This is a genomic window from Candidatus Limnocylindrales bacterium, from assembly GCA_035626395.1.
Taxonomy (GTDB): domain Bacteria; phylum Desulfobacterota; class Binatia; order UBA1149; family CAITLU01; genus DASPNH01.
On record DASPNR010000046.1, the window covers coordinates 1 to 16894 of the forward strand.

The 16894-nt window shown below is 58.9% G+C and carries 35 protein-coding genes and 1 tRNA gene; 26 read left to right on the forward strand and 10 right to left on the reverse strand.

Going from position 1 to position 16894, the window contains the following annotated elements; translation table 11 throughout:
- From VEC57_20765 to VEC57_20790, 6 genes are all read right to left on the reverse strand, one after another.
- Positions 1–384 (reverse strand): hypothetical protein (locus VEC57_20765; protein HYC01576.1); only part of this gene is annotated, 384 nt, incomplete at its 3' end.
- Entirely contained in the window at positions 381–737 is a 357-nt protein-coding gene (locus tag VEC57_20770) for a hypothetical protein (GenBank protein HYC01577.1), read from the reverse strand. The genes VEC57_20770 and VEC57_20765, both read right to left, overlap by 4 nt.
- Positions 734–919 carry a hypothetical protein gene (locus VEC57_20775; GenBank protein ID HYC01578.1) on the reverse strand — a complete coding sequence of 62 codons (186 nt, stop codon included), beginning with the start codon at positions 917–919 and terminating at the stop codon, positions 734–736. Before VEC57_20775 ends, VEC57_20770 begins: the two co-directional genes overlap by 4 nt.
- Entirely contained in the window at positions 916–1215 is a 300-nt protein-coding gene (locus VEC57_20780) for a DUF4406 domain-containing protein (GenBank protein HYC01579.1), read from the reverse strand. The genes VEC57_20775 and VEC57_20780 overlap by 4 nt, the downstream gene beginning before the upstream one ends.
- The gene (locus tag VEC57_20785) at positions 1212–1385 is read right to left on the reverse strand and encodes a hypothetical protein (GenBank protein HYC01580.1); all 174 of its coding nucleotides are present in this window, start codon (positions 1383–1385) and stop codon (positions 1212–1214) included. Before VEC57_20785 ends, VEC57_20780 begins: the two co-directional genes overlap by 4 nt.
- Positions 1386–1682: 297 nt before the next feature.
- Positions 1683–1919 (reverse strand): helix-turn-helix transcriptional regulator, encoded by a 237-nt coding sequence (locus VEC57_20790; GenBank protein ID HYC01581.1) that lies wholly within the window; start codon positions 1917–1919, stop codon positions 1683–1685.
- A gap of 1059 nt (positions 1920–2978) precedes the next feature.
- On the opposite strand from VEC57_20790, the gene VEC57_20795 reads away from it, so the two are divergent.
- From VEC57_20795 to VEC57_20895, 21 genes are all read left to right on the forward strand, one after another.
- Positions 2979–3557 carry a hypothetical protein gene (locus tag VEC57_20795; GenBank protein HYC01582.1) on the forward strand — a complete coding sequence of 193 codons (579 nt, stop codon included), beginning with the start codon at positions 2979–2981 and terminating at the stop codon, positions 3555–3557.
- Positions 3558–4080: 523 nt separating this feature from the next.
- Complete coding sequence (locus VEC57_20800; protein ID HYC01583.1) at positions 4081–4815, forward strand: hypothetical protein; 735 nt, start codon at positions 4081–4083, stop codon at positions 4813–4815.
- A gap of 469 nt (positions 4816–5284) precedes the next feature.
- The gene (locus VEC57_20805) at positions 5285–5476 is read left to right on the forward strand and encodes a hypothetical protein (protein ID HYC01584.1); all 192 of its coding nucleotides are present in this window, start codon (positions 5285–5287) and stop codon (positions 5474–5476) included.
- Entirely contained in the window at positions 5473–5619 is a 147-nt protein-coding gene (locus tag VEC57_20810) for a hypothetical protein (GenBank protein ID HYC01585.1), read from the forward strand. The genes VEC57_20805 and VEC57_20810 overlap by 4 nt, the downstream gene beginning before the upstream one ends.
- A 165-nt stretch (positions 5620–5784) precedes the next feature.
- Positions 5785–6033, forward strand: a complete 249-nt coding sequence (locus VEC57_20815; GenBank protein ID HYC01586.1) for a hypothetical protein — start codon at positions 5785–5787, stop codon at positions 6031–6033.
- Positions 6034–6088: 55 nt separating this feature from the next.
- Positions 6089–6439 (forward strand): hypothetical protein, encoded by a 351-nt coding sequence (locus VEC57_20820; GenBank protein ID HYC01587.1) that lies wholly within the window; start codon positions 6089–6091, stop codon positions 6437–6439.
- Positions 6436–6615: a hypothetical protein gene (locus tag VEC57_20825; GenBank protein ID HYC01588.1), complete on the forward strand. Its 180-nt coding sequence runs from the start codon at positions 6436–6438 to the stop codon at positions 6613–6615. Before VEC57_20820 ends, VEC57_20825 begins: the two co-directional genes overlap by 4 nt.
- A complete protein-coding gene (locus VEC57_20830; GenBank protein HYC01589.1) occupies positions 6612–6866 on the forward strand; it encodes a hypothetical protein in 255 nt (84 codons plus the stop codon). The genes VEC57_20825 and VEC57_20830 overlap by 4 nt, the downstream gene beginning before the upstream one ends.
- Entirely contained in the window at positions 6863–7321 is a 459-nt protein-coding gene (locus VEC57_20835; protein ID HYC01590.1) for a DUF551 domain-containing protein, read from the forward strand. The genes VEC57_20830 and VEC57_20835 overlap by 4 nt, the downstream gene beginning before the upstream one ends.
- On the forward strand, positions 7318–7515 hold the full coding sequence (locus VEC57_20840; GenBank protein HYC01591.1) for a hypothetical protein: 198 nt from the start codon (positions 7318–7320) through the stop codon (positions 7513–7515). Before VEC57_20835 ends, VEC57_20840 begins: the two co-directional genes overlap by 4 nt.
- A gap of 121 nt (positions 7516–7636) precedes the next feature.
- Positions 7637–7858, forward strand: a complete 222-nt coding sequence (locus VEC57_20845; protein HYC01592.1) for a hypothetical protein — start codon at positions 7637–7639, stop codon at positions 7856–7858.
- Between the two features lie 45 nt (positions 7859–7903).
- Positions 7904–8548, forward strand: coding sequence for a hypothetical protein (locus VEC57_20850; protein ID HYC01593.1), 645 nt, complete (start codon positions 7904–7906; stop codon positions 8546–8548).
- A gap of 13 nt (positions 8549–8561) precedes the next feature.
- A complete protein-coding gene (locus VEC57_20855; GenBank protein ID HYC01594.1) occupies positions 8562–9206 on the forward strand; it encodes a hypothetical protein in 645 nt (214 codons plus the stop codon).
- Positions 9207–9209: 3 nt separating this feature from the next.
- Positions 9210–9503 carry a hypothetical protein gene (locus tag VEC57_20860; protein ID HYC01595.1) on the forward strand — a complete coding sequence of 98 codons (294 nt, stop codon included), beginning with the start codon at positions 9210–9212 and terminating at the stop codon, positions 9501–9503.
- The gene (locus tag VEC57_20865; protein HYC01596.1) at positions 9500–9688 is read left to right on the forward strand and encodes a hypothetical protein; all 189 of its coding nucleotides are present in this window, start codon (positions 9500–9502) and stop codon (positions 9686–9688) included. The genes VEC57_20860 and VEC57_20865 overlap by 4 nt, the downstream gene beginning before the upstream one ends.
- Positions 9685–10590: a hypothetical protein gene (locus VEC57_20870; protein HYC01597.1), complete on the forward strand. Its 906-nt coding sequence runs from the start codon at positions 9685–9687 to the stop codon at positions 10588–10590. Before VEC57_20865 ends, VEC57_20870 begins: the two co-directional genes overlap by 4 nt.
- A complete protein-coding gene (locus VEC57_20875; GenBank protein HYC01598.1) occupies positions 10577–10990 on the forward strand; it encodes a hypothetical protein in 414 nt (137 codons plus the stop codon). The genes VEC57_20870 and VEC57_20875 overlap by 14 nt, the downstream gene beginning before the upstream one ends.
- Positions 10991–11239: 249 nt before the next feature.
- Positions 11240–11557 carry a hypothetical protein gene (locus tag VEC57_20880; protein ID HYC01599.1) on the forward strand — a complete coding sequence of 106 codons (318 nt, stop codon included), beginning with the start codon at positions 11240–11242 and terminating at the stop codon, positions 11555–11557.
- Positions 11554–11958: a hypothetical protein gene (locus tag VEC57_20885; GenBank protein ID HYC01600.1), complete on the forward strand. Its 405-nt coding sequence runs from the start codon at positions 11554–11556 to the stop codon at positions 11956–11958. Before VEC57_20880 ends, VEC57_20885 begins: the two co-directional genes overlap by 4 nt.
- Before the next feature lie 41 nt (positions 11959–11999).
- The gene (locus VEC57_20890) at positions 12000–12134 is read left to right on the forward strand and encodes a hypothetical protein (protein HYC01601.1); all 135 of its coding nucleotides are present in this window, start codon (positions 12000–12002) and stop codon (positions 12132–12134) included.
- A 398-nt stretch (positions 12135–12532) separates the two neighbouring features.
- On the forward strand, positions 12533–13552 hold the full coding sequence (locus tag VEC57_20895; protein ID HYC01602.1) for a site-specific integrase: 1020 nt from the start codon (positions 12533–12535) through the stop codon (positions 13550–13552).
- Here VEC57_20895 and VEC57_20900 read toward each other — a convergent pair.
- Positions 13540–13626: transfer RNA gene (locus VEC57_20900), tRNA-Thr, on the reverse strand. The genes VEC57_20895 and VEC57_20900 overlap by 13 nt on opposite strands.
- Positions 13627–13755: 129 nt before the next feature.
- On the opposite strand from VEC57_20900, the gene VEC57_20905 reads away from it, so the two are divergent.
- The 5 genes from VEC57_20905 to VEC57_20925 all read left to right on the forward strand — a co-directional run bounded on the left by VEC57_20905 (position 13756) and on the right by VEC57_20925 (position 15835).
- Positions 13756–14097 (forward strand): hypothetical protein, encoded by a 342-nt coding sequence (locus VEC57_20905; GenBank protein ID HYC01603.1) that lies wholly within the window; start codon positions 13756–13758, stop codon positions 14095–14097.
- A 141-nt stretch (positions 14098–14238) separates the two neighbouring features.
- Positions 14239–14553, forward strand: coding sequence for a hypothetical protein (locus VEC57_20910; GenBank protein HYC01604.1), 315 nt, complete (start codon positions 14239–14241; stop codon positions 14551–14553).
- 137 nt (positions 14554–14690) lie between these two features.
- Positions 14691–14882 (forward strand): hypothetical protein, encoded by a 192-nt coding sequence (locus VEC57_20915; protein ID HYC01605.1) that lies wholly within the window; start codon positions 14691–14693, stop codon positions 14880–14882.
- A gap of 385 nt (positions 14883–15267) precedes the next feature.
- Positions 15268–15444, forward strand: coding sequence for a hypothetical protein (locus VEC57_20920; GenBank protein HYC01606.1), 177 nt, complete (start codon positions 15268–15270; stop codon positions 15442–15444).
- Between the two features lie 157 nt (positions 15445–15601).
- Positions 15602–15835 carry a hypothetical protein gene (locus tag VEC57_20925; protein ID HYC01607.1) on the forward strand — a complete coding sequence of 78 codons (234 nt, stop codon included), beginning with the start codon at positions 15602–15604 and terminating at the stop codon, positions 15833–15835.
- Here the strand turns inward: VEC57_20925 and VEC57_20930 are convergent.
- Genes VEC57_20930 through VEC57_20940 form a run of 3 tightly spaced genes read right to left on the reverse strand, consistent with a single transcriptional unit; the run spans position 15798 to position 16893 of the window.
- Complete coding sequence (locus VEC57_20930) at positions 15798–16322, reverse strand: hypothetical protein (protein HYC01608.1); 525 nt, start codon at positions 16320–16322, stop codon at positions 15798–15800. The two genes, VEC57_20925 and VEC57_20930, sit on opposite strands and share 38 nt — an antisense overlap.
- The gene (locus VEC57_20935) at positions 16319–16525 is read right to left on the reverse strand and encodes a hypothetical protein (protein ID HYC01609.1); all 207 of its coding nucleotides are present in this window, start codon (positions 16523–16525) and stop codon (positions 16319–16321) included. The genes VEC57_20930 and VEC57_20935 overlap by 4 nt, the downstream gene beginning before the upstream one ends.
- A complete protein-coding gene (locus tag VEC57_20940) occupies positions 16525–16893 on the reverse strand; it encodes a D-Ala-D-Ala carboxypeptidase family metallohydrolase (GenBank protein HYC01610.1) in 369 nt (122 codons plus the stop codon). Before VEC57_20940 ends, VEC57_20935 begins: the two co-directional genes overlap by 1 nt.
- Position 16894 lies beyond the last annotated feature (1 nt).

Here is a 16894-nt window from a genome sequence, read left to right on the forward strand (position 1 = left end):
CTCCGCGGCCCAGTTACGCATACGCAACCAGCGATCCTCGGGCGTCTCACGTTTCCATGTGCCCTGGTCATTGTGGTACATGACTTCCCGCGCGAGCTGATGAGCGATGTTGAATTCTTGGCCCAAAGACTTGTAGTCGTAAGGGTTCAGGCGATCAGGATCACTGCCGCGGTGCTTGGCGAGAGCAGCCAAGCTACACATGCAGCCGCTGTCATCTACCATGTCATCCTTGCCCAGACGTTTGTCTGGCATGGCATCCAAGGCCTCGACCAATGAGCGAAAGAAAGCCTGGCCGCGCTGCCCCTTGCTAGCGCTTCGAATGATCCCGCGCCAGCGACCGAGCTGGAGAACATCCAAGTCATCTGAATAGCCAGATCTGCTCACTGCAATATCTCCTTGACGTGAATCCCAGCGCTCACCACTTCATCGACGGCAGCTGTCTGATAAACAACAGCCAGGCATTTCGAAGCCACAAACTCCCCGCGCGTCATCGTCACAGCCTCGGCCACTGACAGCCCAAACCGTGGCACCGCGATGTCCCAGGCGCGCCGGCACAGGGCTTGCGGGTCACGGACGTAGACCTCGAGCTCGATGCGGTAGGCGGTCGGGGCTGGGCGAGCTGCGCAGCCTGCACACGTGGCCAGGACACACAGGATGGTGATCACGAAGCCCGAAATGGCAAAGCCGTCTCTGGCGCCCAGAATGACGCTCGTGAGTATCTTCTTGAGATGACTCATTGCTGCGGCACTCCCAGCTTGTACGCCAGCAGTCGGCACTGCTCGGCATCGATGCCCTTTCCGGTCTTGTATGCGTCCAGCAGTGCGTTCTCGACCTCGACGCGGCGATTGAGCAGAGCGCCCATGTTGCGCCAGGAGCGCCAGCGCACGATTAGGCGGTAGAGCCACCAGGGGGCGGTCATGGCAACCACTCTTCAAGCGGCTTCACGACAATGCCAACGCTCAGGGCAAGGTCTCTTTCGATCTGTGCGCCTTTGCTTTGGCGCCAACCGGGCAATAAGGCCATGCCTTCACAATCCATCAGTATCCTAATATCGGCACGCATATGCTCTTGCCACGACGCATCAGCCGGTAGGCCGTTGTTATGCGGGCTGACAGATTCGTGGCCGGCGATGTCGAGTTGCATCGAGGCCATTGAGAAAGCGCGTCTGTTGCCATCGGGAATCCCGGTGATGGGTCCGCTGATGTAGATTTTCACACCCGCTCCTTCTGCTTCTTGGTCTTCAGGTGGTACTTGGTGCAGCAGCGGCAGTAGTACGGCCGGAAGTCGAAACCAGAGAGCCGCTTGCAGGTGGCCGCCATCTCGAGGGCGTACGCCAGGTCGAAATAGCCTGGAGAGCTGCGGCAGATGACTTCTGAGTGGTTCATCGGTGAGTGTTATACACGGCTGAAAATATCTCTCAACAATTACCCCTTAGGATTTATCGCTAGGGGCGTAGCCGTGCTGAGCGGCCCAAACACCGAGAGTTACAGGCGTGCGACAACCGGTGAGCTCCATGATCTTCTGGCGATAGCACTCAGAGCTGCGCTCAGTGATTCCTAGCAAAGGCGCGCATTGGTGCGTTGTCTTGCCGGCGGCGAGAAGACGGAGCATCTCTTTGAGCTTTGGGCTGAGATCCACGGGTTTCAGCGTTTCTCGATACACGGTCTGCTTTGCGCCCTTGTTCATACCCGCAACTCCCGGTCTGTGACCGTTTTTGTATCGACTTGGAGATACCCATTGCGCATGGCCCATCTGCCGAGCTGGAATAGAGATCGGCAGCGAGACTTCTTCATGATCCGGCTGATGTGATTCCTGACCGTGCTCGGGTTGGTCATGGTCAGGTTCGAGATCTCTTCCGAGCTCATGCCGCTATCGAGGTAGCGGAGCATTCGCAGCTGGATGTCGGTGAGCTTTCTCACGCGCCCACCTCGTTATAGAAAGCGCAGCCGTTCGTCCCAGCTGCGAAGGTGCAAGCGCTCGATGAGCGAGGGGCTTGCACGCAGGGGGATGGCGCCACCCGGCCAACTGAAGTGACTTTCACCTGAGCCCTTCTCGGACATTGAGCTCGGCTACTTCCACCAGTGATCCGAAGCTGGTGGCGGGCAGCATTGAATGGATCGATAGCCGGGACGACGTGACAGTTCGTGCCCAGATAGGCCGTGACCCTCCTCTGCTCTCCGGCTCTCGAATTCGGTTGTTCAACATCAGCGCGTGTTGTTACCGCATGCGCGCGCCGCGGTGACTCACAGATGCGTCGTAGGGACTCAGTGGTCCGCGTGGCATGAGGCATCACCTCCTCGGAACTGGAACAGTTGGATAGGCGTTGCGCTTGCGCTTGAGTGCAGCCCAGCGACTTTCGCGAGGTCAAATAAACTACGGGATTCCCTGAGATCGCTGTCAGAACCGTCTGAGGACGGACATAACCCATGTCCACCGGGCCGGCTGCGGATTCACAGCTGCCATGTGTCGTCCAGATGACACTCGCACTGCAGTCATTTCCTGAATTGATACCTTCGTACAGGTGCCCGCGTGTCAGGGATTCCCTTAACCTGTTGCAATGCACATGCAACCTTTCCCGCGGATTGCGCGACAAAGTGAAAGAACCCTCACGAGAGACATGAGTATTGTCCGATGTTGCCGACATGCGACGACTGGAGCAGCGTCCACTCGAAGGAATCGGACTACACAGAAAGTCCACGAAGGATGGACTGATTTGATGGGAGGGGGAGAGCATGTCGAGGCTGCCTCAAGTCAGAGGCGTTGTGGATGCGTTGGGCCGCATCACCGAGTTACGCAGGTACGCCCAGTCAACGTCAGGGCGGATAGACTCGCAGGTCACCTCCCCACCCGACTCTCGCTCAAAGGCAATCACCAAATCTGGGCCAAATTTGTGCCCCTTAGAGATTCCCTTTCGGAGATACGCGAGCGAAGTTCCGCATCTCGATGCAAATGACTCTTGCTCGGATACGGAGAGCGAGTTGAGGTACGAGCGAAGTTCTTCCATCGGGCTGACTTTACCCTTGGGTAAAGCGATGTCAATACCCCAGGGGAATTTACCTTGGAGTAAAGACGCCTACCATTGCCGGATGGAAAATGATCTAGCTGCCATCAGGCGCAAAAAACTCGAACTTCTTATCGAGCAAGCTGGCAGCGCGGTTGCTTTGGCGGAGCGTGTCACAGCCGCCCGCGCGCCGGGCGCGGCTCCCTTAAGCGAGAGCTATGTGAGCAGGATGCGCAAGGGCATCAAGCCAATCAGTGGCGATATGGCCACAGAGCTCGAGGCAGTCATGGGGAAAATGCCCGGGTGGATGAGCAACCCAAATACCGAGAATGATGATTCTAAAGGGCAAAAATACTGGCCCTTTAGTGTTCCTCCGGAGACTTACGAGCGGTTGTCAGATAGCGCGAAGCGCAAGGCAGATGAGCTGCTTTCGACCTACATGGTCGGGCTGGCCACCCGGGAGATTGTTCCGAGTCGCCCCGTACGAAAAAAGAAACAGGGAGAAGCGAATGTATCAAAGAATCGTAATCGCGCTGGGAGCCGTGGCGCTGGTTAGCGGCTGCACCTTCGCAAGCAAGACTTATGCTCCGGATGGCCGCGAGGCATTCTCGATCAGCTGCGATGGTCTCGCGAACAGCTGGGCCGGGTGCTTCAAGAAGGCGGGAGGCATATGCAAGGAGCGTGGATACGACACCTTCACTTCTTCAACTGATGGTGGCGTGCTGGTGACCGCTAACCCCAGCACCCTCACCGCTGGGTCGGTCATAAACCGCACGTTGATCATCGCTTGCAAAGGAGCGCCGACTGTACAGCCGGCGACACAATGATGCTTTGGTTCATCGCGATCCTAGTGGTTCTGGTCGGCTGGGACATAAACAGCAGGATCCGGAAGCTGGAATTACAACTCGAAGAGATCTCGAACGCTATAGCGAACCTGCGTCACTAGATTCCCGTTCAACTGGTTATACCGCCCGGCCAAGAGCCGGGCTTTTTTTGCTCAAAAACTTTACCTGCGGGTATTGACGGTCGCTTTACCCCCGGGTAATCTCCCTCCCCATCACCTCCGATGGGGAAAGCAGATGCCGAGTCAGATCCTCCTCTCCGCCCTCTCAGCCGATACGCTACGGCGCGCCCAGGGTGACCTGCAGCGGCGTATCGCGGAGTACCCGTATTCCTCGATCCTTGAGACTCAGCTCCAGGAGCTCGACCAGATTGCCGAGGAGCTCGAGCGCCGCGCCCGCCGTCGGTACGTCGAGTTTCAAGCGTGCGTAGCCCGCACTCTGCTGCTCCTGCTGTGCATCGGCTCGATGATCGGCATGGCCGCCCGCGCCGACCTCAAGGACGTCGAGGGCAACGTAGCTGCCTATCTCCAGGCCAACCCCACCGTCGCTCACCAGCTGCCGGCCGAGCGCCCGCACAAGGCACCGATGCTCGGCTTCAAGACCGAGGGCGGCCGGAACATGCAGGTCTTCATGACCGGCCTGATGCTGCTCGACACGGCGCAGACGGTGACCATAGCCGGCGCACCGGACTGCCTCAGGGAAGGCAACAACCTCGCCTCGCTGGCCTTTGGATCCGATCAGCCCTCGCACACAACGGTGCTCCTGACCAACGCGCTGTACATCGCCGGCCACTGGGCACTCGGCACGTGGCTGGACCACAAGGCCCAGCGCTCTGAGAGATGGTCACTGGCTCGCCGTGCCTACCAGGTTCTGACCATCGTCGGCCACGGCTGGGCCATCAAAGAGAACCACCGCCTGGGCATCCGCCCCTTCTCTCAATACGACTGCGTGGCGCAGGGGAGGCAGCTGTGAAGATCTCTGCCCTTATAGAAAAACTCCGCGAGCAGCAGGACCTGTACGGCGACATCCAAGTCGAGTCTCGATGCCTGCACGGCGAGTTCAGCACGTCCATCGTCCTCCTGGGTTGTGAGACTGGCGTCAGCATCGAGGCCTTTTCGCTCTCAGAGGAAGACTCCGATGAGTAACGCCCTCCACCGCGAAATCGGCCTCGCCCTAGTGATGTGCGGCGGCTACCTGATGGCGATTGGCGGCGTGCTGCGAGCGCTGCAGGGGGTGCTGTGATGAGCGCCAAGTACTTTCGGTCTATCGGCCAACAGATGGCGCACTTGGGAGTCTCAGCGCTGCTGCCTCACTACAAGCACCTGCCGAGCTGGGCGAGGGATGCAATCACCAAAGGGCTGACTGACCAGTTGCCATTCCCAGGCGTCGAAGTCCGGAAGTCAGAGTTGGCGGCAAACTCAATTAGGAATGGGGTGCAGTCATGATCCCCGCCCACATCCTGCTCACCAATTTCGCCGTGCGTCAGTGCTTCAACGAAGACCACGACAGTGGCTTCGCTGTACACCAGAAGGATGCGCGTACCGGCAAGTGGATGAAGTGCTCGAAGTGGTTCCCGACCCCACAAGAAGCCCAAGAAGACTTTGCGCGCCTGGCCGCACCGGAGGAAGCATGAACTACAAATCCGATTTCAAGGTGGTCTTTCTGAGCGTACCGAAGCGGCGTCAGCCGATTGTTCAGCTTCCATTCCAGAAGCCCGCGGCCAAGCGCGATTCGGCGAAAGTGATCCCATTCCGTCGAGCCGGCTCCAATGCGTAACCGCCAACCATACGCCGACGTCATCGAGCGAGCCGCCGGCCTCTGGCGCCTGACTTTTCAACAACGCGGTGTCCGCCTGATTCGCCGCGGCCGCCTGCAGGGAATCGTGCGCACGGTGCAGGGTGAGGCGCTGCCGTGGACTTCACACGCGATGAGGAGATTCACGTGAGCGAACACCCAGAAACCGTGTTTCTTGATCTGAGTAGCAAGCAGCTGGCACAGCTTAAGCAGCTCTTTGAGCATGCGAAAGCGGAAGCCCAAATTGGCAGACCGGGAATCATCTTAGCTCAGCCTAGAGACGTGTCCGATCCTCACAGCGGGGCCGGGAGGCTCAAGGTTGGATTCCTGGAGCACGAAACAGCAGAGGCAGTTTGTGCAGTGATGGAACTCAGCAACAAGCTGAGGAAGACATGATCACCGCCCTCGCCCTGATCGCCATCCCTCTCGTTAACGAACTTTTGGTGGGTGTATGAACGCCCTGGCCTCCACTCTCCACGCCCTCGCCCCCCTAGACCCGGCGCCGACCGACGCGGGCCCACAACAGCAGTCATCGCCAGGCGCCGATGACTCAAGCGAGAAGGTGCCGCACTTCATGGCTCTTGCCAATGGCGAAACGGTGCGCGTGGTGACCTGGCAAGACTGCATGGGTGAGTGGCACTGCACCGAGGAGGACTATGACCTCGGCCTGCCTATCGGCCACGGCGCGGATGAGTGGGATGCCTACCGTGACCTGCGCGAGCTGTTGGAGTGCGATGCGGAGGATGAGGACTCGGCCGACGTGCGGTATGTGGATTCGCTCGGCCTTGAGGACCTTATATGACAGACGCCGAACTAGAGACCACGCCCGCCATGGCCGACGAGTGCGAGCGCTGCGCGGAGCTCGAAGAGCGAGACGGCAAGCCTGGCTCGGCGGCTCGCTACCGGATCATCGCTGCGAGGCTTCGCAGGCTGTACGAGATCTATCTTGGGGTTTCAACAGACGAGGAGCGGTCGTGAGCGTCACTTGGACAAACTTTTTCCATCAGCCTGGGCTGCCGAGTGTAGTTGGCGCGACCTGGAAAGATCCCAGGGACGCTCAGTTCTGCCACACAAGCCGCGACAACATGCGCGTCGAAGAGCGCTGGAACGGCCACCAGCGCTGCACGCCCGTCGGAATGCGCAAGGATCAGGCTAGCCACGTTGCCGTCGCCAGGCTAGACAGCTACGGCAAGCTGGTTATTGATTTTCGAAAGAGGATTCGGCCATGACTGACGTGAAGCTCGAGGATGCGGAGCGGGTGGTCGGAGTGGTGGAGCACTTTGCAAACGTCGCATCGATACCTGCAGAGATGAAAGAGGAGCTGAAGCTTGTGGCCGCCCTCCTCCGCAAGATCCCGGAGCTTGAGCAAAACCTGAAAGAGCAGCAGCAGTGGGCTACTTCAGAGATCGATGGCCTGAAGCGCCAACTCAGAGAGCACGTCGAAACTCGCATCGAGTTGCACCGCAAGCTGACGGAGGCGCAGGGGCGGAGCGGCGAACCAACAGGGGAATGGCGAGATATTGATGAAGCGCCAAGCAACGTCAAAGTCATTCTCTATGGGCCATACGGTATTGAGTGCGGCTATGCATCCCATGGCTGGCCGAGAAATTCTCAGGGCATCTCAAACATGTCCTACCACGGTAGCGCTACTCACTGGATGCCGTTGCCGGAGCCGCCGAAATGACTCCCCTCGAATTCGACCACCAGCTGCGCAAGCGCCTGCTGTCATTCCGGCAGACGCTCAACCGCTCAGCGCAGTGCATGAACATGGCGAGCGATGCTCTTGGGCGGGCGCTGGTGGCCAGCAAGAAAAGCACCCTGCGCCTGCAGGCCTCCACGGTGCGGCTGGTGCGGTGCATGGAGTTTCATGGCCTATGACTCAATTCTTTGAATACGCGACCAGCAACGGGATATTGGTTTTCCTGGGAATCGTGTGGTTGATAAGCGCATTTGCAGAAGGCATCGCAACGATCATCAAGGCTTGGAAGGGCCGAAGCTCATGACCTACGTCACCATCACGACTAAGCAGAAAGTCACCGATGCCAGAGCGATTCGCGAATATCTCATCGATGCTCAGAGCCGGTTGCCTGAGACGGTGCCTAACACGCAGATGCACTGCTGGCTTGAGCGTATCGCCAGCATGATCGATGAGGAGGCCGCTCGAATCCGTAAAGTCGTGCAGCTGCGGCCGAATCAACCTGAGCCGCCGAGCGTTGCATAGATTTCTATGATACCACCTGAAAGAACTTAGGAGCTAAACGAACTTATGAGCGTCGCGACAATGATTCTAGGTCAATCGGGGACTGGCAAGTCTGCCAGTCTCCGAAACATGAACCCCTCGCAAACCCTGCTAATTCAGGTGATTCCGAAGCCCCTGCCATTCCGCAACAAGGAATGGAAACCCGTCACTAAAGACGGCGGAAACATCCTTGTACGTAATCGCAGCGATCAGATTTGCGAAGCAATGAAGAAGACCGTCAAGCCTGTGATCGTAGTGGATGACCTGCAGTACCTGCTGGCAACAGAGTTCATGGCGCGAGCGCATGAGACCGGATACGCCAAGTTCACTGAAATGGCCCGCCACTACTATGACGTGCTGATGGCCGCTAGCGAGCTCGACGCCAGCAAGCGTGTCTATCTGATCTCGCACACTGACACGACAGAAACCGGCCAGGTCAAAGCCAAGACGATCGGCAAGCTCCTGGATGAAAAGATCACTGTGGAAGGCCTCATCACAATCGTGCTGCGCACCCAGGTGATCAACGGTCGTTACGTGTTCAGCACCCGCAACAGTGGATCAGATACGGTTAAGACGCCTATGTCGATGTTCGAGGAAGAGCACATCGATAACGATCTGGCGGCTGTGGATGCCGCCATCACTACCTACTACGAGATTTCACAAGCTGCTTGAACTGGAGACTTAAATGCCTTTGACACTGAACGCAAACGAAGCCCGCAAGGCCGACAACTTCTCATCAGTGATCCGGGATACCGGCAAGTACATTTGCACCATCACTCGTGCTCAGAAGCTATTGAGTAAGCGCGGCACCGAGGGCGTTGGCTTCTCTGTAAAGACCGAGGATGGCGCGACGGCTAACTACCTCGATGTTTATACCGTCAACGCCGCTGGTAAAGCCCTCATGGGGAATAGCATAGTCAATGCCATCCTGTGTTGCGCGAAGGTAAGAGAGGCTGTCGAAGGTCCCATTGAATTCGATGTATGGGACAACAACGAACGACGGATGGTAAAGGCCAGCGCCGAGGGCTATCCGGCGCTCATGGGCAAGAAGATCGGGCTGGTGCTCCAGCGCGAGCTTTCAACTCGTGACGACAATGGCGAGGATCAGGACCGAATGACGATCGCCGCTGTGTTCGAAGCCAATACCGGTTTCATGGCGAGTGAGATCCTGGCACAGGCGACCAAGCCGGAGAAGCTCGACAAGATCGTAGCCACCATTCTGGCCAATCCGATCAAGGATCGTCGCAAAAAACTTGATGGTCCTAACAGCCTCGCGGTAGCACCACATGCGGCGCCGTTGGATGATTCGCTCGATTCGATCCCGTTCTGATGCATGAAGATCATCCAGGAAGACACCGCCTACCTATCACCTCGCGGGACTATAGAATTCGATGAGTACGAGAGAAATGAGTATGTGGCGCGCTTCCTGGATGCCTTCAAAGCTGGACTCACCGAGGAAGAACTGTGCGCGAAGTGCTACGCGATCCACCTGGAACTTCGGGACAAGCACGACCTGTACTTCGCGGTGTTCGACAAGCTCGAGACTCGGCAGCGCAGCGCCATCCGCTGGTACGCGATCTGTCGCGGTGAATATCGTCAACCTCCGAAACTGAAAGTTGAACCATGAATCCACTAACCCCACGACGCGACTACAACGGCGAATGGTTCCTGTACGGATACCAGGGCATCGGCTTCTCGACTGAGCAAGACGCGAAGGCTGCAGCAGATTTCGCACGCGCCTACTGCGGCGAGCAGATGCAGCAGGAGTCTCGCTATCGCCGGGCGGCGGAGCGGGCAAAGGAGGCTGTATGAGCGAGAAGATCACAGACGAGCAGATCCAGGCGATCTCCGCCGAGTATGCAAGGTTGCGCTTTGACTGGCCCAGCAATGAGAAGCGTCGGGATATTCCGCCTGAACGTATTTTGTATTGCGACGGGATGGTGCCTATACATGCAGAGTGGCATGTGACACTGCTTCTGCAAGCCATCCGCCAGCGCGACGCCCAGCTCCAGCTCCAGAGCAAAGAGATCCTGCGCCTCCAGGACGATCTGGCTCAGCGCTACGCGACCATCGCCGAGCTGCGCGAGAAGCTATCCACTCAGGACTTCAACGTTGCGGCATATATCAAGCGAGAGCAAGCGCACGCGCTCCAGATACGAGACCTGCAGTTGGAGCTCGCCGAGCTGCGCAAGCCGGTGTCAGACATCGTCGAGCAGCTGTACGTGCTCCTGGTGAAACGCGGTTACTCGCAACACGATGCCTTCGTGATCAGCAACGAGATTCTTGACATTGAGGAGCTGCGCAAGCCGGTGGAGGTGGAGCGGAATGAGGCGGTCGAGTCGATTCGCAGGGCCGTATCTGAAGCCAAAGGCCTGAAGCTTTCGCCATATATGCAGGAGATGATGACGACCATCAATGGCAGATTCGATGAGCTTTTCTGCGCCCACGACACCCTCGCCCAAGACTGCGCCCGGTTCCGTAACGCTCATGACGTGATGGTGGCGGAGATGCGGGGGTTGAGGGAGCAGCTGAACGAGAAGCACAACAACTGGCTGAGGACTTTCGAGCTGTACAAGCAATCCCAGGAGCGCGAGCGGCAGTTGCAGAACGAAATTCGCCAGATCGCTGCGCTGGCAGTAGTGGGCGGTGCCATATACGAGAGGTGCGTCGCCGCCCTCGCCCAGCCTACGGAGAACAGCAATGGCACCGTGTGATGCGCAGGCCCTTATTCGGGATCTACAGCTGCAGAACGCCGCGCTGCGCACGATGGTCGCCGCACTGAAGCGCACTAAGGGTCACTCTAACAATTGCATCTGCGCTGACTGCGAGGCCCTCGCCCAGCCGCAGGCAAAGATTGATCCCGGTAGTCCTTGGACTATCAAGTTCTGCGCGTACGAGGACTGCGACGGCAATCCAGCGCCGGGGAGCGCGCTGTGCCAAGGCCACATCGACGACAACGCGCGCATTGCAGCCGAGGAACAGCAGCGTCGCGCCCAGCCGCAGGGGGAGCAGAAGGAAAGCGCAGGCTGCAATGAATGCCTGTCGCCATGGCCATACGCGCACGCGGGCGACTGTCGGATTGCTAACGGAATGAAACCGGGAAATTCGAAATGAATAATTCAGATTCGAATGACAAGCTTTTCGAGCCTCTTGCGATAAGCCTGCAAGATCGCCTTAGAGAAGCGGAGCGAGAAATATCTCGCCTTTCGGCAGAAAACGCATGGCTGCGGGATGCGCTTCGCCGAATCGGAGAGATGTGCCCGGCAACCGCGGAATGCTCGCCGCTTCATGAAGCGTGCGGGATTGCGATTGATGCCCTAGCCGCATTCTCCAAGTCGAGAGACAAGGAGCAGGAGAGCGGCAATGGCTGAACTCACCGAGAGAGACGGCGAAGCGATTGCGGCATCGGCGATTGCCTGCTACCAGCGGAAGCACGCCGAGCAGATCGAGCAACTCCGCGCCCGCACCGCGCAGCTGGAGCAGGAGTCGGGCGAATTCAAAGTATCACTTGAGATATATCGAGCAGAATGTGAGCGCCTCGCCGCCGAGAACGCGGGGCTGAGGGAGGCTCTGTATTCGGTCCGTCAGATGTCCCCTGTCGATTGGAGCAGCCAGGATCTTCGCCGCCCGGTGCTGGCAGAGGTTGACCGTGTTCTTGCAGCAGCCCGAGGTGCAAAGTGATCGAGAAATACAAGGCTTATGAGTTTACCGGCGACACCGAGGTGTACGAAACCGCAGAAGTAGACGCCGAACTCGCCCGCCTGCGCGAACGCGTGGCGGAGTTGGAGCGGGGCGAATCGCTGCTTCGGCTGCAGATCGAAGCGATGGAAGACTGCATTGCTCGCGACGAAGATCAGCCGCAGATCCCATTCGAGGAGCGCGCCGAGGAGTTGATTGTCACCGAGATCAACCACCAGAACTTGCTGGAGCGCGAGCGCCTGCTGCTGGAGGCGGTGCGGTGGCTGCATGTTGAATGGGAACAGGCCGCTAATTACCGAAACTACGAACCACCGCCGATACCCGAAGAACTCGCCCCGCTGATCGCGGAGGCGGTGGGCAACCAACAGGAGAATACCAAGTGAGAACATATGACATCAGGGTGCGCAACGATGACGGCGCCGAGATGGACTACATCGTCAAGGCCTCAACAGACGAGGCAGCCGTAGCGAAGGCAAAGAAGCAGGCTGGTCGCGATATGAAGAACCCGGAAGGCTGGCGTTGCACCCAGATGCGCGAGATTGATACTCGTGTCATCTGAGGCTGTGGGCAAGTCAGGCGAGCGGGAGGGGTGAGAGATGGCAACAGGTTATCCACCAGGAATGTACTGCCTTCAGCATGCCTGTCACATAGCGGCATGTGAAGGTATGCGTCACTTTCATTACGAGCCGCTAGTCGAGTACTGCCGATCTGTCGCCGCATCAATCAATGATCTTGTCGGCCCGACGCGACCACATCAGATCGAATGCCAAGAATTTGTATCTTCTATTGAGAGGGAGGCGGCGGGCGGATGAGCATCCTGACTGTCGAGCAAGTTGCCGCGCGCTACTCGGTGGAGCCGTCCACGGTTCGTGAGTGGGCGCGCACTGGTCAGCTGCCGGCAATCAAGATGGGGAAATTCTGGCGCTTCGATGAACAACAACTATTGAGACACCAACAGTGCTGTACAAACGCAGTAAGAAGCCCGGAGCGACCTGGTGGTGCAAGTTCACCATCAGGAAACGGCAGGTCCGTGTCTCGTGTGGCACTGCTAGCAAGGCGCTTGCGGAAGAATTTGAACGGCGGCTGAGAGATCAGATCTGGAAGGAGCAGGAACTTGGCGAAGTCATCCACACCTGGGAAGACGCGAAAGAGCGCTGGCTCAAGGAGAAAGCCCACAAGCGTTCACTTGACCGCGACCGAGAGGGTTTCGACGCCCTTGAGAGTTTTCTGGGAGGGAAAGCTCTTGGCGACATTGACGGTCCGCTGCTCGCCGCGGGACAGGCGAGTCTTAGTGACGGCCGCAGACCCGGAACGGTCAACCGAATCATGGCGGTTGCGACATCTGTTCTTTCCGCTGCCGTCCGCTGGGGATGGCTCCAGCACGCCCCCAAAGTAGCCGCCCTCCATGTCGAGAAATCCGCCCCGCGCTGGATCACGCCTGAGCAGTTCGAGGCCTTGTGGCGCGAGCTCCCAGACCACGCCAAGCAGATCACCCGGTTCTCTGTCGCGACCGGCGCCCGCGCAAGCAACGTCTTCCGGCTGCGCTGGGAGGACGTCGACCTCGAAGCCAAGGTATTCCGCATCGCAGCCTCCGAGTTCAAGGGCAAGCGGGCTGTCGGTTTCCCGCTGCCACCGGATGCGCTCGAGGTGCTCGAGCAGCAACGCGGCGTGCATCGCGAATACGTGTTCACAGACCAGCTCGGGCGCGCGCCAGTGCGCTCACTCAAGACCTGTTGGGGTAAGGCCTGCAGGCGGGCTGGCTTCCCCGGGCTGCGGCTGCATGACCTTCGCCATACCTGGGCCGCGTGGCACAAGCTTGCGGGCACGCCAGCAACGGCCATCAAGGAGCTGGCGGGCTGGTCAGATACCAGGCTGGTGGACCGATATGGGCACATCAGCCCAACGGATTACGCGCAGTTCGCGGACAACCGTCGTACAAGGAATGGCACAGGAAGCGGCGGGAATGACGGGAAATAGCTTAATTTCTAGCTTATTATTCTGTAGCAATTCGCATTACGAATGCGTTGCTCTACCAGCTGAGCTACCCCGGCGCTGTGAAAATCCTTTGTCGATTCAGGCGTTAGCGTCTTTCCGTAGTGCAGTAGTGAACTGGAATGTGACCTTTTGTGCCGTTTTTCGACTGTGTGCAGTACAAATTTGGGCACACGAGGAATTCTAGCATGGGGATGTTCGATTACGTGATCCACGAGGGCGTGGAATACCAGTGCAAGGATACCCCGGACCAGTACATGAGCCAGTACCGGATCATAAACCGCCGGCTGATCGGCGATGAGTGGCACATGGAGGACGTCCCATGGAACGAGCGGCGCTACCCGCTGGAGAAAGGCATCATGCACTTGTGCGGCTCGATGCGCCGGGTCATTGACAGGGCCGACGTCGATCAGAACTGGCACGGATACCTATATCTGACCGGGGGAGGGCAGCGCTTGCCTCGCTACCGCGCCAAATTCACCGATGGCAATCTCGTCGAATTCATCGAGGTGAAACAAGATGCAGCCTGACGCCCCTCCCTTCCCCACCAAGACTGGCCAGCAAGTGGCCAGCACACTTGGCTGCCCCAACTGCGGTTCTTCCAAGATCTGGAAGTGCAAACGCTACGGCCAGATCAGCTATTCATGCGACGGCTGTCAGACGTGGGGTCCGTGGCGGACGGCACAAAGGCCGAAGAAGAGCAAGCTCCAAATCATCGCTCCGGTGTCCCCATGACCTCCCCCACCACCGGTGGCCAGCGGGTGGGCGCTTCCATGGAATATCTCGACTACCATGGCTCGGTTGAGCGAGACGATGACTGCTGGCACGGCCGCGTGCTGCACATCCAGGATGTCGTCACGTACTCATCGGACAGCATAGATGGACTGGCGTTGGCTTTCGTAGATGCCGTGGATGATTACTTGGAGACTTGTCACCAGCTCGGTGATGCCCCTTGCCAGCCCACCACCCCGTGGGTGGCGCCGTGAGCACCCGAGAGCGGGTCTACTGGTTGCGCAACTACATGTGCGTTCCCTTGGGATACATGCGCTACAAGGACAACCTGGAGTTTCAGGATCGTCGTGCGCGCTGGGATTGGCGATGGCGATAGGCGTAACCTCCCCCTGTGCCCCTCCCTCCCGACATCATCGACGCGATTCGAGCGCACATCGATGCGCAGCGGGAACTCGAGGTTCATGTGCTAGCTGCCAAGCGGCTGCTGGATGCCGGGGATACGAAGGGTGCCAAGCGGGAGCTGGCGGAGGCGGAGAAGATGCTTGAGGTGCAGCGGGGGATTGAGAGGTTGTTTCGGAAGTGAGGGCAAATGAATATTGGACCTATGAATTTTCAGCTCAAGACTTTCACGCCTCTACAGCAGACAGTAGCTGAACTTGGCGTGTGCCCGTTTTGCCACACCAAGACACTTACCCACAAGCATACTGGCGGTGGCTGCGAATGGCATCAGTGCGGCAAATGCCTGAAGGTGCTCGCGCTTGAGGCGAAGTCCCCATGACGCAGATATCGGATGAGAGGCTCGCGGATTTGATCGCAGATCACTCGGCCATATCCATGGCAGGCGCAATGCGCAAGACCGTGGAGCGTCATGCGGATACGGCCACCGCGCTGCGGGAGCTGCAAGCGGCGAGAGCCGTGATGAACTGCTACTGTCCGAGGTGCGAGGGAAGGTACTGGGTCGAGCATCAATGCCCGGTAAGCTGATAGACATTGACTGGCTCGAGGAGCGCATCGCGATACGCGTGGAGCACATCCGAAACCCCACGCCCAAACAGCTCCACGACGCGCTCAACGATACCATCCGAGACCTGAAAGAGATCTACGGCCAGATCGATATTGAGCGGTGGCCGAGGGAGGGGAAATGATTGAGATCATAATCGCGGCATTCGCTTTTGCAGCCGGCTTCGGCGCCGGATCGCTATGGAGGCGAAGCGATATCATCCGAAAAGGCTGGCATGTCTTATACCCTCCTATGTCTTCCGACCGACAGACCGGCGGCAGGTGAGCGGATAGCATCCAGCCATGCTTACCGCGCTCATCCTCACCGCCGCCACCGCCCAGCCTGTCGAATGGGAGCTGCGCATCGGCGCGACCAGTACCACCGGTCAGGCATCGAGCTCAGGCCGGTTTCCCACCCGCGAGCGATGCGAGAACGCCGGCAAGGTGATGGTGGCGTTTCTTGAGGGCGGTGAGGCAACCAAAGGGATGGGCGTGAGGGTCAAGGCCGTGTGTGTGTCGGTTCCAGCACATCGCTGACCCAGGATTGCAGGCCTATCAGTTGTTGCCGTTGCCGCTCGCAGGCTGCGGCGTACCTGATGAGCTGCAGCCCCAGTCCGCCTCGATGATCTCCGCCAGCCGGCAAATCATCGATTGCTCGCCCGGCGGCTCCATCAGTGACGGGGGTGGAACTGGCTTGGCTTGTTGCCGCGGCACTACCGCGATCGGCGCAGCCGCGCAGCCGGCCAATGTCAACAGTGCGAGCGGTAAGGCGGTCAATCTGGCTCTGTAGAGCACGGCTTTTCTCCTGGTAAGCAACATCGTGGGTCCGGCTGATCTCTCGCTCCTCGGCTTCACGCGCGGCCGTGGCAGCGTCTAGGGCGGCGATGGCGGCCTTGCCCTCGGCTGTGGCGCGGTCGTAGCCGCGCTGCTCTGCGTTGTCGAGGGCGAGTTGGATGCCGTAGAGGATTGCGCCAATGGCAGAGGCGACCGCCAGTACGCGCCAATACCTGGCGAGAAACATCACTCGGCGAGCTCCTGGTTCGGGACGAAGTACTGTGCTACGAAGGTAAGTGCGGTGCTCAGGCCCACAGCAGCCTCTCCGCTGACCTTGATGCCCGCGAACGCATCCAACGCCCAGACGATAACGGAGACTGCCCCGCCCACCGCGGCGCCAACAGCGACCTTGCGCTGCACCGGGGTTCGCTTCTGCTCGACAACTGCGTTCATCAGTAGCTCCAAATCGTTGGTCTTGGCTGCCCAGGCGCATTAGGCAGTTTGTCCAGGTGCAAGAACCGGCCGCCGCCCTTCTGATTGACGCCGATACCGGTGAAGCCCATCGACAGGGCGATCTGCAGCAACTCGACGGCGGCGCCACGGTCTACCGCGAAGTCCACGGCGAATCCCGTGGTGTGAGGCCCGTCGCTCCCCGTGCTAGAGACGCGCGAGTTGTGCGCCGGGCAGCGGTATCCAGAGCTCACCACCAGCGGCTTGCCGAAGCGGTGCCTGAGTTCATCCACGTCCATCAGAAACACCGGGTCCATGCGGTTCTCACCACAATGGCGGCACGCGAATTCGGCGTGCTTGAAGTGTCTCATC

Excerpts from the sequence above, each read along its gene's own strand:
- VEC57_20770 (HYC01577.1), bottom strand. The coding sequence starts at position 737 with ATGAGTCATCTCAAGAAGATACTCACGAGCGTCATTCTGGGCGCCAGA.
- VEC57_20775 (HYC01578.1), bottom strand. The coding sequence starts at position 919 with ATGACCGCCCCCTGGTGGCTCTACCGCCTAATCGTGCGCTGGCGCTCC.
- VEC57_20785 (HYC01580.1), bottom strand. The coding sequence starts at position 1,385 with ATGAACCACTCAGAAGTCATCTGCCGCAGCTCTCCAGGCTATTTCGAC.
- VEC57_20800 (HYC01583.1), top strand. The coding sequence starts at position 4,081 with ATGCCGAGTCAGATCCTCCTCTCCGCCCTCTCAGCCGATACGCTACGG.
- VEC57_20805 (HYC01584.1), top strand. The coding sequence starts at position 5,285 with ATGATCCCCGCCCACATCCTGCTCACCAATTTCGCCGTGCGTCAGTGC.
- VEC57_20810 (HYC01585.1), top strand. The coding sequence starts at position 5,473 with ATGAACTACAAATCCGATTTCAAGGTGGTCTTTCTGAGCGTACCGAAG.
- VEC57_20820 (HYC01587.1), top strand. The coding sequence starts at position 6,089 with ATGAACGCCCTGGCCTCCACTCTCCACGCCCTCGCCCCCCTAGACCCG.
- VEC57_20825 (HYC01588.1), top strand. The coding sequence starts at position 6,436 with ATGACAGACGCCGAACTAGAGACCACGCCCGCCATGGCCGACGAGTGC.
- VEC57_20835 (HYC01590.1), top strand. The coding sequence starts at position 6,863 with ATGACTGACGTGAAGCTCGAGGATGCGGAGCGGGTGGTCGGAGTGGTG.
- VEC57_20840 (HYC01591.1), top strand. The coding sequence starts at position 7,318 with ATGACTCCCCTCGAATTCGACCACCAGCTGCGCAAGCGCCTGCTGTCA.
- VEC57_20845 (HYC01592.1), top strand. The coding sequence starts at position 7,637 with ATGACCTACGTCACCATCACGACTAAGCAGAAAGTCACCGATGCCAGA.
- VEC57_20850 (HYC01593.1), top strand. The coding sequence starts at position 7,904 with ATGAGCGTCGCGACAATGATTCTAGGTCAATCGGGGACTGGCAAGTCT.
- VEC57_20855 (HYC01594.1), top strand. The coding sequence starts at position 8,562 with ATGCCTTTGACACTGAACGCAAACGAAGCCCGCAAGGCCGACAACTTC.
- VEC57_20860 (HYC01595.1), top strand. The coding sequence starts at position 9,210 with ATGAAGATCATCCAGGAAGACACCGCCTACCTATCACCTCGCGGGACT.
- VEC57_20865 (HYC01596.1), top strand. The coding sequence starts at position 9,500 with ATGAATCCACTAACCCCACGACGCGACTACAACGGCGAATGGTTCCTG.
- VEC57_20870 (HYC01597.1), top strand. The coding sequence starts at position 9,685 with ATGAGCGAGAAGATCACAGACGAGCAGATCCAGGCGATCTCCGCCGAG.
- VEC57_20875 (HYC01598.1), top strand. The coding sequence starts at position 10,577 with ATGGCACCGTGTGATGCGCAGGCCCTTATTCGGGATCTACAGCTGCAG.
- VEC57_20880 (HYC01599.1), top strand. The coding sequence starts at position 11,240 with ATGGCTGAACTCACCGAGAGAGACGGCGAAGCGATTGCGGCATCGGCG.
- VEC57_20890 (HYC01601.1), top strand. The coding sequence starts at position 12,000 with ATGGACTACATCGTCAAGGCCTCAACAGACGAGGCAGCCGTAGCGAAG.
- VEC57_20905 (HYC01603.1), top strand. The coding sequence starts at position 13,756 with ATGGGGATGTTCGATTACGTGATCCACGAGGGCGTGGAATACCAGTGC.
- VEC57_20920 (HYC01606.1), top strand. The coding sequence starts at position 15,268 with ATGCCCGGTAAGCTGATAGACATTGACTGGCTCGAGGAGCGCATCGCG.
- VEC57_20925 (HYC01607.1), top strand. The coding sequence starts at position 15,602 with ATGCTTACCGCGCTCATCCTCACCGCCGCCACCGCCCAGCCTGTCGAA.
- VEC57_20935 (HYC01609.1), bottom strand. The coding sequence starts at position 16,525 with ATGAACGCAGTTGTCGAGCAGAAGCGAACCCCGGTGCAGCGCAAGGTC.
- VEC57_20940 (HYC01610.1), bottom strand. The coding sequence starts at position 16,893 with ATGAGACACTTCAAGCACGCCGAATTCGCGTGCCGCCATTGTGGTGAG.